13 protein-coding genes are annotated in these 12,739 nt (G+C 59.1%); 8 read left to right on the top strand and 5 right to left on the bottom strand.

Translation table 11 applies throughout. The features are described from left to right. Nucleotides 1-78: 78 nt before the first annotated feature. The 4 genes from ABEA12_RS17710 to ABEA12_RS17695 all read right to left on the bottom strand — a co-directional run bounded on the left by ABEA12_RS17710 (nucleotide 79) and on the right by ABEA12_RS17695 (nucleotide 2,812). Nucleotides 79-756: a peptide deformylase gene (locus ABEA12_RS17710; RefSeq protein WP_210100780.1), complete on the bottom strand. Its 678-nt coding sequence runs from the start codon at nucleotides 754-756 to the stop codon at nucleotides 79-81. Continuing rightward, complete coding sequence (gene zapE, locus ABEA12_RS17705) at nucleotides 753-1,193, bottom strand: AFG1/ZapE family ATPase (RefSeq protein WP_210100781.1); 441 nt, start codon at nucleotides 1,191-1,193, stop codon at nucleotides 753-755. The genes ABEA12_RS17710 and zapE (ABEA12_RS17705) overlap by 4 nt, the downstream gene beginning before the upstream one ends. Then, a complete protein-coding gene (gene zapE / locus ABEA12_RS17700; protein WP_210100782.1) occupies nucleotides 1,151-1,546 on the bottom strand; it encodes an AFG1/ZapE family ATPase in 396 nt (131 codons plus the stop codon). The genes zapE (ABEA12_RS17705) and zapE (ABEA12_RS17700) overlap by 43 nt, the downstream gene beginning before the upstream one ends. 528 nt (nucleotides 1,547-2,074) lie before the next feature. Then, entirely contained in the window at nucleotides 2,075-2,812 is a 738-nt protein-coding gene (locus ABEA12_RS17695; RefSeq protein ID WP_210100783.1) for a hypothetical protein, read from the bottom strand. Nucleotides 2,813-3,246: 434 nt separating this feature from the next. Between ABEA12_RS17695 and ABEA12_RS17690 the strand changes: the two genes are divergently transcribed. The 4 genes from ABEA12_RS17690 to ABEA12_RS17680 all read left to right on the top strand — a co-directional run bounded on the left by ABEA12_RS17690 (nucleotide 3,247) and on the right by ABEA12_RS17680 (nucleotide 5,622). Further along, the gene (locus ABEA12_RS17690; protein WP_425571805.1) at nucleotides 3,247-3,828 is read left to right on the top strand and encodes a class II glutamine amidotransferase; all 582 of its coding nucleotides are present in this window, start codon (nucleotides 3,247-3,249) and stop codon (nucleotides 3,826-3,828) included. 3 nt (nucleotides 3,829-3,831) lie between these two features. After that, complete coding sequence (locus ABEA12_RS18765) at nucleotides 3,832-4,125, top strand: class II glutamine amidotransferase (RefSeq protein ID WP_425571804.1); 294 nt, start codon at nucleotides 3,832-3,834, stop codon at nucleotides 4,123-4,125. A gap of 777 nt (nucleotides 4,126-4,902) precedes the next feature. Beyond that, a complete protein-coding gene (locus ABEA12_RS17685) occupies nucleotides 4,903-5,286 on the top strand; it encodes a DUF3054 domain-containing protein (protein ID WP_210100784.1) in 384 nt (127 codons plus the stop codon). Nucleotides 5,287-5,343: 57 nt separating this feature from the next. Beyond that, complete coding sequence (locus ABEA12_RS17680) at nucleotides 5,344-5,622, top strand: Lrp/AsnC family transcriptional regulator (protein ID WP_210100785.1); 279 nt, start codon at nucleotides 5,344-5,346, stop codon at nucleotides 5,620-5,622. Between the two features lie 423 nt (nucleotides 5,623-6,045). On the opposite strand, the gene trpD is transcribed toward ABEA12_RS17680, so the two are convergent. Continuing rightward, on the bottom strand, nucleotides 6,046-7,098 hold the full coding sequence (gene trpD, locus ABEA12_RS17675; RefSeq protein WP_210100786.1) for an anthranilate phosphoribosyltransferase: 1,053 nt from the start codon (nucleotides 7,096-7,098) through the stop codon (nucleotides 6,046-6,048). Between the two features lie 146 nt (nucleotides 7,099-7,244). Here trpD and ctaE point away from each other — a divergent pair, with 146 nt between their 5' ends. The 4 genes from ctaE (at nucleotide 7,245) to qcrB (ending at nucleotide 11,527) form a co-directional block, all read left to right on the top strand. Next, nucleotides 7,245-7,883, top strand: coding sequence for an aa3-type cytochrome oxidase subunit III (gene ctaE, locus ABEA12_RS17670; protein WP_345469123.1), 639 nt, complete (start codon nucleotides 7,245-7,247; stop codon nucleotides 7,881-7,883). 63 nt (nucleotides 7,884-7,946) lie between these two features. Beyond that, nucleotides 7,947-8,735, top strand: coding sequence for a cytochrome bc1 complex diheme cytochrome c subunit (qcrC, locus tag ABEA12_RS17665; protein ID WP_210100787.1), 789 nt, complete (start codon nucleotides 7,947-7,949; stop codon nucleotides 8,733-8,735). Between the two features lie 69 nt (nucleotides 8,736-8,804). Beyond that, nucleotides 8,805-9,848 carry a cytochrome bc1 complex Rieske iron-sulfur subunit gene (gene qcrA / locus ABEA12_RS17660; protein WP_210100788.1) on the top strand — a complete coding sequence of 348 codons (1,044 nt, stop codon included), beginning with the start codon at nucleotides 8,805-8,807 and terminating at the stop codon, nucleotides 9,846-9,848. Between the two features lie 2 nt (nucleotides 9,849-9,850). Then, on the top strand, nucleotides 9,851-11,527 hold the full coding sequence (gene qcrB / locus ABEA12_RS17655; RefSeq protein WP_210100789.1) for a cytochrome bc1 complex cytochrome b subunit: 1,677 nt from the start codon (nucleotides 9,851-9,853) through the stop codon (nucleotides 11,525-11,527). Nucleotides 11,528-12,739: the final 1,212 nt, after the last annotated feature.

Raw genomic sequence — 12,739 nt, 5'->3', positions numbered from 1 at the left:
CCTGCACGCCAGCAGTTTGTGCACCGCAGTTTCCAGGTGGGTGATCCGGGAGTTCGGGCTGGGCTGCAAGATGGAGGTCTAGAAGTCCAGTCCTCTGCGGGCCTGGTCCACGTCGGGATTGGCCCAACGCGCATACTCGAGGCTCGAGCACAGCGAACGGCTCAGTGCCTTGTCGATATATACGATGCCGTCCAAGTGGTCTGTTTCGTGTTGGAAGATCCGGGCCTGCCATCCCGAAAACAATCGCTCACGGGCTCTGCCATAGACGTCGGTGAAGCTCGTGGTGATATCGGACGGGCGAACCACCACCCCTTGGTAGCCGTTGAACGAGAGACAACCTTCGTAGAACTCTGCCATGCGTTCCCCGACAGGGTAATAGCGGGGGTTGATGATCTCAAGATATTCCAGCGGTTCTCGTTGCCTTGCCGCTGCGATTTCCGGGCTGGTTTCGTAAAGATCTTCCAGGACCGCGATCCGCAAGGGGACGCCGAGCTGCGGTGCGGCCAGTCCGACCCCCGGGGCATCGAGCATCACCGCTTTCATGGTGTCGAGAAAGCGGCGCAAGAGCTTTTCACCCAACTGCTCTGCGTGGTCCACGGCTTGCATCCTGAGCACCGGGTGCCCGAGCTGCACAATGGAAGGCATCGTCCCCGATTCATGGAGCTCGACGAGCCTGCTGACTTCCTCACGGATCCAATCAGGTGAGTACTGGGTAGTTTCGTTGGCTTTGGGGTCCTTCTTTGCTTCGGGGCTCATGCTGTGGCACTTTCGGTGTCGGGGCTAGTTGCGGGGGATTGCAATGCGTTCAAGCGACTGGTCAATCGTGCGGCATCCGATGGTGGCAAGTGGTGCAGCGAGGCCATGGAATCGGCTGTGACCAGCAAATCCAACCTGATCTCCCTGTCATAAAGCACGTCGATGAGTTTGGCCAGGCGGCGCAATCCAAACGCGGTCATCGTCTCCGCATCCGGATTTCCTGAGATGACCCAATGATCGTAGCTGTTGGATAATTCCAGATAGTCGAGCGTAGCGGTTGACGGTTCGCAGAGGTCACTGAATTTAAAGCTAAGCATGCCATGGATGGCCTGCAGGCTTAAGATTTCATGGCTGGTCGGCTTCAGGATCACCGTTTCCCCGGGCAAAGGTTCGTTCAGGCCGATCTGCTGAAGTTGCCTTGGCCCAGGTGCGGCCAAGATGATTCCCTGTTGTATCCCCGACGGTCCGCGTCAGAAACGGTGATGGTTCGGTAGTCCCGTCTGGCGTCGAGCTCGTGGACTTCCATGTGCTGGCGGATGGCGGCTATCGTCGGGCGGACCAAGTGATGGTGGTACTCGTTGGCCAAGAGCTCTTCCGGTGGATAGTTCGAGGTCGTGACCAGAAGGATCGCGTTGTCGACAATGACATTCAGCACCCGCGCCAGCACCCTGGCATCACCGGAGTCTCTGCGGTGGAACTCGTCGAAGCACACCACTCCGACGTCCTCCAGCAAGGTGCCGATAGTCGGGTCGACGGCGCTGGTGCGTGCCAGAAGGGGAATAGTCGCCATTTTCCAGGAACCGGGCAGCGTTCCGGGTCAGCAATTCAATGGTGTGGATCTGTTGGGGATCAAGGGCCAATCCTTCGCTGGCCGCTTTCCGGTGGATGCCGAGACTGAGATCCTGCAGGAGGCGGTCTGCTGTTCCGGGGATTCCGCAGACGACTGGGCCGGAATGACTGTGTGGCATACCCCCGAGTTTCCCTGAATAACTATGCAACGTTCAGAATTTCGCGATACGTAGTTATGTCAACCAAGTATTAGTCTGGGAGGCACCATCCGGAATTCCCGGAATGCTCCATGAAGTGGATGGGTACTCCGGGCTTTGGCTGGGATGGTTCTGGAGCGATCGAGGTGGCGAGCCCTGGCCCGGTGGCGTCGTCGACGAAAATCATCTCGCGAAAGTGCAGGCCGGCGTCGGGACATCGATCCGGAGTCAATCCACGGGGGATTTGGCGATAGAGCGCGACGGCAGCAAGTGCCTGGTTTAGGTGCTTTCCGAAGACTGGTTAATTCGCCGATAATCTACATTATGTCAACTTACACTTTGGGTGGTCCTTTTACCGGAGGACCAGACCCAAAACCACACCGAAAACGGACCACTGCCCACCCGCGAACGATCAATACGGATTGACGGATTCGATGATAGGTGGTGACCAGGCGTTGATCAGCCATCCCGACCGCGCAAAGCATTGTGATACCCGCGATTGCCGTCGACACCGCAACAACCGTCTCCCTCCACGGAGTCGTGTCGTGGGATACATAGCCGGCGAAGATCGGTGCGATCAAGGTGCTGGCAACAACGTATCCCCCTAAGGTTGATCCGATCAGGAACACGCATGCGTTCGTTGCGGCACGCGACTTGCGCCGCCAAAGCCAACCGAGGGCAATCAACGCGGGAAACCCGAGCAACCCCGACACCCATGAGTATTGCAGCGGAGAAGGAACATCCGTGACGCCCGAGACCAGGGCATGAGCTCCGTAAAACCCGAAAGAAGCGGCGACAATTGCGGCAAGGAGCATCTCGACGACGGAGATGAGGTCGCTGCGAGGTCCTGCCTCACCCGACAGGAGAAGGACGCCGAACGCAATGGCCAAGACGCCGAGTGCCTGAAGGAAAGTGCCCACACCGAAGAACTGTGCCGCAGTCCCGATGCTCTCCCACGGTTCACTGGGGAAGTCGTAGTCAAAGCGATGGTCTTCAGCGGAGACATCCTCGGGCCCAAACGATCCGCGGAACACGACCCAGCGTTGGAGTGAGGCCAGAAACTGAAGCACGGCTGAGCCAAGCAGCAAGCAGGCTGCCGCAACCGACCAAATAACTGAAGCTTTTTGGACACGGACGTTCCCCCTGGGCAGGTCTGAAACGTCGTCGGCCGACATGGTGCCTACACTAGCAATGGTGGGCGACCTGTCAAGGAAACGGGTTTACCTGACTTCCCCTACTCGGGTAGCTGCATCCAGTATCCGGGGGCACGGAATCCGGTCACAAGAGCGGTCACGAGCCGGACAGCGTCAACTTCTTCGAACAGCTTTCAATGTATCCGCTTCCCCTTCGCTGTCGCTGTCGCTTTCGAGGCATCCTGGGGAACCGGGAACCTCCGGCCTTGAATACTGGCGAGGCATCGTTAACATTAAGGCGTAGAGGTAGGTCTTTGCGAGGCGAAGGCCCATGCCCTTGCCCTTGGGGACCACAAACATAAGGCGGAACGATGTGTCGTCTGTTCGGGCTACATGCCGGCCATCAAGCGGCACGGGCCACGTTCTGGCTGCTGCAGGCGCCCAACAGCCTGTCGCTGCAAAGCCACTACGAACCTGACGGGACGGGCATCGGTATCTTTGACAAGCAGGGAAAGGCCCTGGTTGAGAAACAGCCACTGACCGCGTGGCGAGACCACGACTTTGCCACGGAAGCGCGGATCCTGGAAAGTACGACGTTTCTGGCCCACGTGCGCTATTCGACCACCGGATGCCACACGGTGCTCAACACCCACCCGTTTGAGCAAGATAACCGTATTTTCGCGCACAACGGAGTCCTGGGTGGTCTATCCGTGCTCGATCGGCGCCTGAAGGCCCGTGGCACCATGGAGCTTGTCGGGGGTGATACTGATAGCGAACGGATGTTTGCGCTGATCACTGCTGAGATCCGGCTTTCGGATGGTGACGTGGGGGCAGGGATCACAGCCGCAGTGACCTGGATTTCTGAAAACCTGCCTGTTTACAGCCTCAACCTGATCATCACCACAAGCGCCGAATTGTGGGCTGTGCGCTACCCGGACACCCACGAATTCTAGGTCTTGGACCGGCCAACTGGCCCCACAAGGAGCGTTGACCCGCTGATAGGGCACAGCCAACGCATCCGGGCCAACAGTCCTGCCTTGGTAAATCGACATGTCGTGGTTGTCGCAACCGAGAAGATGACCCGTGATCCACAGTGGCGCCTCATGGAACCAGGTGAACTGCTGCATGTTTCTGTGGGTTTGGATGTTGCATCCGATATTGCGTTTCCCCATGAACCACGAACAAAAATCAAGCTTGAGCAGCTCGATGCCGCCGAGACGGCATCGCAGCATCCCCAGGATGACCACTGAGTTCCGGGACCGGCGAATCGAAGTACGTTGTACCGCACTACTCCCCCATGTACCAAGCCGAACTCCTGCTGGGCCCCGTGAACAAGAAATTGGTGGGCCGCTGGACCGTGCTTGCAGCCGCCACCCAGCTGGTCTCCACCTGGAATTCTGCGACCTCGGCACAACGACGGTGCCGAACGAACGCTCAAGCTGACCACTGGTTGGTTTAAGATTCACTTTTCAGGGGCCATTCTCGATCCGCGCGTCAACGAGATCAGTCGGGCCCTCTACGACGGCGGAAAGGGACTCCTGCGATACCAGTCGATCATCGGTCCCCCGGCGGGCCGGGCGAGTTCTCCAGGTTGAGATCGACACGTGCAACGATCTGGCAGACCTCCCCGTGTGCAGCTCGGTGCCTCCACTCCCCCCACGTTCGTTGCTGCCTGGCTCGTAGTTTCTGCGATCGTGGGGATACGCGTTACCGATCCGGAGAACGGGCTGGGACGACGCGGATCTGGCGAAGGTCCATGGCGGCCCAAGGTCGGCCCTGGAACTGCCGGAACCAATGAACAGTTGGCTAGCCGGTTTCCCCTAACGCCAAGGGCCCGTATCTTAGTGTGCACGGATAAGGCCATCCCGGTGGAATCGCAGCTTCTCCCCCGCAAGACATCGGCGACGTGGCAGTTGACCCCGGCGCCACCCACCGAGACAAAGCGTTTCCGGACAGACCTCGGCCGCAGCAAGGTTGTCCCGAGGTTCTTGGACATGCCGTCGTACTACCGCCGGTATAATCGATCCATGACTTCTCGCAACACCTGGATCGTATACTTCGCAAGCGACGTTGTCCTCGTCCTGATCTTTGCACTGAGCGGACGCAGCTCCCACGAAGAATCAGCGACCTTCATCGGTGTCATCCAGACTGCAGCACCGTTCCTGCTGGCCTTGGCCGTCTTGACGTTGCTCTCCCGCCCATGGATCACGCATTCGCGGATCTGGCCCACCGGTGTGTTGATCTGGGTTGGAACGGTTGCGCTGGGCATGGCTTTGCGTGTGCTGTTCGGCGCCACGGCCGAGGTGCCTTTTATCGTCGTGGCTACGATCGTGCTCGGGGTCTTCCTTGTGGGCCGTCGTGCCGCCACCACGCTTGCGTCGCGACTCCGTGGACGCAGCACCGCCCACTAGACTGTCAGCAACGCAAATCCCGGAATCAGCAACCCGAACCCATTTGGAGGTATCAACTTGGTCACTGCATTCGTCATGATCCAAACAGCTTCTGACAGCATTCCCGAGTGTGCAGAAAAGATTTCGGAGATTGAAGGTATTTCAGAGGTCTACTCGGTCGCCGGTGACTGGGATCTCATAGCCATTGCTCGGGTCCGCCACCACGAGGACCTCGCCGAGGTCATCGCCAACAAGTTGTCAAAGGTGCCGGGAATCACCGGCACGCAAACACATATTGCATTCCGGGCATATTCCAGTCACGACCTGGACGCAGCTTTTTCCCTCGGGCTCGAATAAACAATGATTTCCTGACGCACCTCGAAACGGATGGCGGCTACACCTCTTGCCTCAACGGGGCCAGCTTCCTGCCACCCGCTTTTAATGTCCGGGTCCGTTCCCGCCGATAGGTTCGAGCGTCGTGCCGGTCCGAAGTCATGGGCACCCGAAGCGAATCGCTAGAAGAGAGCTCCTTCGCCCATTCCCGCCTCAGGCAATGGCAATGGCAAGTTCCCGCCCATTGCTGGCCCTACGGTTGGAAAAACACCTTGGTAGTGCTCAGCAAGCCCGAAGGGCCCCAGCGGCCCACCGCCGGACCCAAATGCCGATCGTGGGTACCGGGGTGCAGAACGGCCGGGAGGCGACAGAAGCGCCCCCGCCGCGCCTTTGGAGAGTAGTAGCTGGCAGGCGCTCCCGGATCCTTTGGCCTGAGCCGACGGGAACCTATCCGGTGGCGCGGATCCAGTTCTCCAACACCCGACGGGCTGATCCGGAGTCGATGGACTCGAACGCCCTGAGCACGGCTTTTTCCAACCGCTCTTTCAGGGTTCCGGAATGCCCGAGGTCAAAGGCCACCAATCCTGCTGCCGCATTGAGGACGACGGCGTCGCGTACCGGACCCTTGGCTCCGTCCAGGACGTCGCGAACGACCTGGGCGTTGAAGTCGGCATCTCCGCCGCGCAGGTCCTCGATACTGACCCGTGGAAGACCGATGCCCTGGGCATCGAACACCGACTCGACGACGGTCCCTTCTCGGACCTCCCAGACCCGGTTGGCAGCCGTGGTCGTCAACTCGTCCAATCCGTCCTCACCGCGGAACACCAAGGCGCGCACGCCGCGTGCTGCCAAGACGCCGGCCATCAGCGGCGCCATCCGCAAATCCGAGCAACCGATTGCCGATGCGGTCGGCTCCGAGGGATTTGTCAGCGGTCCCATGAAGTTGAAAGCAGTGGGTACGCCAAGCTCCCGTCGCGGAACTGCGGCGTTGCGCATCGAGGGATGGAAGAGGTTGGCGAAGCAAAAAGTGATGCCGGATGCATCAAGCACGTCATGAAGCCGCGCGATGGGGACATCCAGGCGCACACCCAGAGCCTCAAGCACATCGGCGGAACCGGATGAGGAGGACGAGGCGCGATTGCCGTGCTTGACGATGCGTGCCCCGGCCCCGGCGCACACGATGGACGCCATGGTGGAAATGTTCACGGTGTTCTGTCGATCGCCCCCGGTCCCGACGATATCCAGGCATTCCCCCTCGACCGCCAAGGGCATGGCGTTGGCGATCATGGCCTCCACGAGGCCGGTGAGTTCATCAACCGTTTCACCCTTGGAGCGCAGCGCAATCAGGAAGCCGGCCACCTGGGAATCGGTGGCATTACCCGTCATCACCTCGCCCATAGCCCAATACGATTGGTCCCTGTCCAGATCGCCGCCGGCGATCAGGATAGAGAGAATAGTTGGCCAGGTGGGGAACTTTTGCTTCGCTCTAATCGTTGACACGCCCCTAGGTTATCTACGAATCGTAGAAAGTCTGAAATCTTAATCCCGCGTGTTTCCGCGGCTGTAGGCATGAAGGGGTGAAAATTCCCGCAACGCGGGGTCGAATGCATTGGTGTCAGAGGGACTTTTACAGACATAATGGCTTTGTGACAACTGCGACTCATGCCCTCAATGCCCCGGCGCATCCTGCGCCGAACCGTCCCAACATGGTGTCGGTAGGAACTGTCGTCTGGCTTGCCAGCGAGCTGATGTTCTTTGCCGCGCTCTTCGCCATGTACTTCACACTCCGTGCTGCATCGCCGGAGTTGTGGGCGACCGAAACCGAGAAACTCAACGTTCCGTTCGCACTTATCAACACGATCATCCTGGTCTCGAGCTCATTCTCCTGCCAGTTGGGTGTCTTCCGTGCCGAGGATCTTAAGCCTCGCCGCACCGGCGGACTGTTCAACTTGAAGGGATGGGGAATGGTGGAATGGTTCGTCCTGACCGTCATCCTCGGCGCCATCTTTGTTTCCGTGCAGGCCTACGAGTACACCGAACTGGTGGCTCACGGGATTGCCATGAACTCCAACGCCTACGGCTCCGTCTTTTACATGACCACCGGCTTCCACGGCTTGCACGTGGTTGGCGGCCTCATTGCCTTCATGCTGATCATCGGACGTGCGCTTATTGCACGTAAGTTCGGTCACTACGAGGCAACCGGTGCGATTGTGGTGTCTTACTACTGGCACTTCGTCGACGTCGTGTGGGTCGCGCTGTTCGCGATCATCTACTTCCTGAAGTAGGCAACCTGAAACGTTGCCTACAAAGGCAACTCCCCGTTCTAAAAATAAGTGAGGAACCAGCAAGTGAAGGCTCTTTCGCAAAGGCGCCGCCATCCACTCGCCGCCGTCGCACTGCTGTTGATGGGACTGCTCATCACCGGAGGCCTGTACATGGCCGCCGGCAGCGTAAACGAGGCCAAGGCGGCCACTGGATACAGCGCAAGTGACATCGATGAAGGCAACAAGCTATTCATCGCGAACTGCGCTACATGCCACGGCTTGAATGCCGAGGGATCCGCAGACGGTCCCTCGCTGATTGGCGTCGGCGCCGCTTCCGTCGACTTCCAGGTCGGAACCGGCCGTATGCCGATGCAGATGCAGGGGCCCCAGGCCAAGGCCAAGCCGGTACAGTTCGACGACGACCAGATCTCCCAGCTCTCCGCATATGTGGCTAGCCTGGGCGCCGGACCGGCAATCCCGTCTGAAGAGATGCTCGATACGTCCGACGGCGACACCGCCGCCGGCGGCACGGTATTTCGCGTGAACTGCGCAATGTGTCACAACGCCGCCGCTGCCGGCGGTGCACTGACTCGCGGCAAGTTCGCCCCGGCGCTCGCTGGCTCATCGTCAAAGCACATCTACGAAGCCATGGTCACCGGCCCGCAGAACATGCCTGTCTTCAACGACTCAAACGTCACCCCCGACGAGAAGCGTGATGTCATTAAGTTCCTGAACGAAATTGATGCGCAGGGTTCTCCTGGCGGCGCTAAGCTCGGTTCGCTGGGTCCGGTCGCTGAAGGTCTCTTTATCTGGACAGCTGGTCTAGGCATCATCATCGCCTTCACCATCTGGCTCACCTCGCGACCTTCCTAGGGCGCGGGCGGCTTCTGCCGGCAACATCACTACGTACTAATGAATCTTGAGAAAAGGATGAGAGACAACATGGGCGACCATAGTCACGGCAGTCCGGACGACTCGGGCACCGTTGCTAAGGCTGGCACGGGAACCCTGGATAAATTCCAGGATCCTGGCCTTCCGCCGCATCGGAAGCGCTTGGCAGATACCGACCCGCATGCAGAGAAGCGAGCAGAGCGTCAGGTAGCGCTGCTGTTTATCATCTCCATCATCGGAACGCTGTCATTCTTTATTGCTTACTTCGTTCTGGGACGTCCGGAAAACATCTCGGAAATCCGCGTACAGAACGCGATGCTCGGCCTTGGCACAACTTTTGCCATGCTTGGAATTGGTATCGGCATTGTTCACTGGGCAAAAACCCTGATGCCGGACCACGAAATCATGGAGATGCGCCACGAGATCCGCCCTGAGGCGGACCGCAAAGAGGCCGAGGAAATCATCAATCAGGTGCTCGAAGAGACCGGCATCAAGCGCCGTCCGCTCATTCGCAACACCCTCATTGGTGCTATCGCTTTGGCCCCGATCCCGGCCATCTTCATGTTCCGAGATCTTGACCGCACGGGAAAGAACGCCGGCGCCATGGTCGAGCAGCTGCGCCACACCATGTGGGACGCGGATATCAGGCTGACCCGCGATCCTTCTGGTACCCCCATCAAGGCTTCGGATGTGCAGATCGGTTCGGTCTTCCACGTCATTCCCGAGGGTCTCGACGACGCCGAGGACGTGCTCAACGAAAAGGCCAAGGCCGTTGTTCTGTTGATGCGACTGGATCCAGACAAGATGGACATTTCCGCAGGCCGCGAAGACTGGCATTACGAGGGCATCGTTGCCTACTCGAAGATCTGCACCCACGTTGGATGCCCGGTCGCCTTGTATGAGCAGCAGACCCACCACTTGCTGTGTCCGTGCCACCAGTCGACCTTTGACCTTACGAAGGAATGCAAGGTCATCTTCGGTCCGGCCGGACGCCCGTTGCCGCAGCTGCCGATCAAGGTTGACTCCAACGGTTTCCTGGTCGCCCGGAGCGACTTCCACGAGCCTGTTGGCCCGAGCTACTGGGAGCGTGGCTAACCATGAGCAACACCACTGAATACACCCCGCAAACCCGAACCGGGCGGATCACCAACTTCGTCGATACCCGCGTTGGCGGTTCGGCGATGGTCAAGGAATTCGGTCGCAAGATCTTCCCGGACCACTGGTCGTTCATGTTCGGCGAGGTGGCACTTTACACCTTCGTGATTCTGCTGATTTCCGGAACGTTCCTGACATTCTTCTTCGATCCGACGATGACCCACGTGGTCTACAACGGTTCGTACAATCCGCTCAAGGGCATCGGCATGTCGGCCGCATACTCCTCGACGTTGGATATTTCCTTCGACGTGCGTGGCGGTCTGTTCATGCGCCAGGTACACCACTGGTCGGCAATTCTCTTTGTCGCTGCCGTTGCCGTGCACATGCTGCGCGTCTTCTTCACCGGTGCATTCCGCAAGCCGCGCGAACTGAACTGGGTTGTTGGCGGAACCCTGCTCATCCTGGCGATGGCTGCCGGCTTCACCGGCTACTCGCTCCCCGATGACCTGCTTTCTGGCAACGGCCTTCGCATTATTGACGGAGTCGTGAAATCGATCCCGATCGTCGGTTCCTACATTTCGTTCTTCCTCTTCGGTGGAGAATTCCCTGGCAACGCAGTGATCGGTCGTCTCTACGCCCTGCACATCATGATCGTGCCGGCCCTCATCTTGTTGATGATCGGCATGCACCTGTTCATGGTGATTGTGCACAAGCACACTCAGTACCCCGGCCCGGGCCGCACCAACGACAATGTCGTGGGTTTCCCGGTTGGCCCGGTTTACGCTGCCAAGGCAGGCGGCTTCTTCTTCATCGTCTTCGGAATCGTAGCCGCAATCTCCGGATTGCTAACTATCAACCCAGTCTGGAATTACGGTCCATACGATCCGTCACCGGTTTCGGCGGGCACACAGCCTGACTGGTACATCGGATTTGTTGACGGTGCCTTGAGACTGATGCCCGGAACACTGGGGAACTTCTCGTTGGAGTGGAACATCCCGTTCCCTTGGGGTGTGAACACGTTGAGCATGAATGTGCTCTTTCCTGCGCTGGTTCCGGCAGGCATAATGTTCACCTTGATGTTCGCGTGGCCATGGGTGGAAAGCTGGATCACGAAGGACAAGCGCGAACACCACCTGCTGGACCGACCGCGCAATGCTCCGTTCCGGACAGGTGTCGGCGTTGCTGGCGTAATCTCCTACTGTGTGATGTGGGCAGCCGCCTCCTCCGACCTTGTGGCAACTCACTTTGAGGTGTCGTTGAACGATGTGCTTTATTGGACACGGGCATTGTTCATCATTGGACCAATCCTCGGCTTCATCGTTGCCCGCCGTATCGCACTGGCACTGCAACGCAAGGACCGAGAGATCGTCCTTCACGGCAGAGAGACCGGAATCATCGAGATGTCACCCGAAGGCTCCTTCTCAGAACGTCACGCGGACCTGGACGTGTATAAGCTGCACAACCTGGTCAACTATGAGGATCGCCAGGTCATCCCTGCACAGCCGAACGCCACCGGGTACATTACCCGCAGCGAGAAGAGCCGCGGCGCCCTTTCGAAGTTCTTCTTCGAGGATCGTGTAGCTCCGGTGACTCCTTCCGAGTTGGCCGCCCTGCACGCCGAACACGGAAGCGGTCCGGCAGAGATCGAAGGTTCCTCCACGGAATCGCTCGAAAAGTAACATCTGCACGTACTGATTTCCAACTGCTGGGCCCACCGTTCGGTGGGCCCAGCAGTTGTTAATCGGCTTTGCAATCCTGCGCCGCGGGGTTCCTCTCGGCCAAGCCCGAGAATGACCGAGCTACCCACGCACCGCAGCCGAAGTCATGAAGCGGCCTAGGATCCCCGATACTCCATAGCATTTGAACTCGATGGCTGACGACCCACGAGGATTGCCCGTATACTGCCCTCCCCCATTTTTTCGCAAGGCCGTGACGGCCGGCAGCGGGTCGAGGTCCGATCACTAAGGAACGCGAACCCCAACACCGCTACGAACCGCAGCGCCGATGGACGGAAAGGGCAACCTTCTCGTGGCCGCAAGCGCGAACTGGAAGTCTGTCCAAGGGCAAGGACACAACTTCTATGCCATCGTGGGCTATCTGGCTGTGATCAGTCGGCGTGATGTTGAATTTTCGTTTTGGCGCGCTTTGGCGATTCTCCGCAACAAGCACGAGTCCGTCGATCGTGATGATGCGACGGACGGCGACACTCCCACCTGGGAGGGCTTACGGTCCCCTGCCTCCGGTTCCTGGAACCACGTAGTTGGGTCGTAGCCAAGCCGAGTTTCGGATCGCGTGGACGCGCTGCTCTGAGCCATCACGGGACGTCGTACGCCATTTGGCTCCCTCGTATTTGGGTCGAGGTTGGACAACCACCAAAACCTGGTCGCGGAGTCCCTCGAGAGCACTGATGAACCCGTCGGGTTCGGGCCAATTGCCGCTGTGATCCGTTGACGCTCAGCACGGCTCCCTCGACAACGCTGCGGAAGCCATCCCGACACGTGTCGGTTCCGGCCAAGCCGGCTATGTGGCAGCAGCGTCGCAATATGCGCGAGAACCCACAGCCCCACTGGTGCCGGACATTCGCCTACGACCGGCAGCGCAGAGAAGGTCCCCGCCGCGAAAACGCCCGGTGACGCTGTTTTGGCCAAGAGCGACAGATAATACAGAACCGCGTGGGCCACTCGCCAACCACGATATGACTAGGGACATGCCGATCCTCGGCAGCAGTACGTGCAAGAAACAGCGCAGCAGCACCAGTACGAGTGCTGTTAAGTGACCGTTTCTGAAACCGGCAGTCCACGTAAGTGAAACCGCACCGCCACGGACCGGGTACCGGCCACCAACCATCGCTGATGTCCGGCACCCGTATGAGCCCGCCCTGTATCGTTACG

It is taken from the genome of Paeniglutamicibacter antarcticus, from assembly GCF_039544305.1.
In the GTDB taxonomy this organism is placed as follows: domain Bacteria; phylum Actinomycetota; class Actinomycetes; order Actinomycetales; family Micrococcaceae; genus Paeniglutamicibacter; species Paeniglutamicibacter antarcticus_C.
This window is presented reverse-complemented; position numbering and strand designations above follow the sequence as displayed.

Excerpts from the sequence above, each read along its gene's own strand:
- qcrA (WP_210100788.1), top strand. The coding sequence starts at position 8,805 with ATGGGCGACCATAGTCACGGCAGTCCGGACGACTCGGGCACCGTTGCT.
- ABEA12_RS17690 (WP_425571805.1), top strand. The coding sequence starts at position 3,247 with ATGTGTCGTCTGTTCGGGCTACATGCCGGCCATCAAGCGGCACGGGCC.
- zapE (WP_210100782.1), bottom strand. The coding sequence starts at position 1,546 with ATGGCGACTATTCCCCTTCTGGCACGCACCAGCGCCGTCGACCCGACT.
- ABEA12_RS17710 (WP_210100780.1), bottom strand. The coding sequence starts at position 756 with ATGAGCCCCGAAGCAAAGAAGGACCCCAAAGCCAACGAAACTACCCAG.
- qcrB (WP_210100789.1), top strand. The coding sequence starts at position 9,851 with ATGAGCAACACCACTGAATACACCCCGCAAACCCGAACCGGGCGGATC.
- ABEA12_RS17685 (WP_210100784.1), top strand. The coding sequence starts at position 4,903 with ATGACTTCTCGCAACACCTGGATCGTATACTTCGCAAGCGACGTTGTC.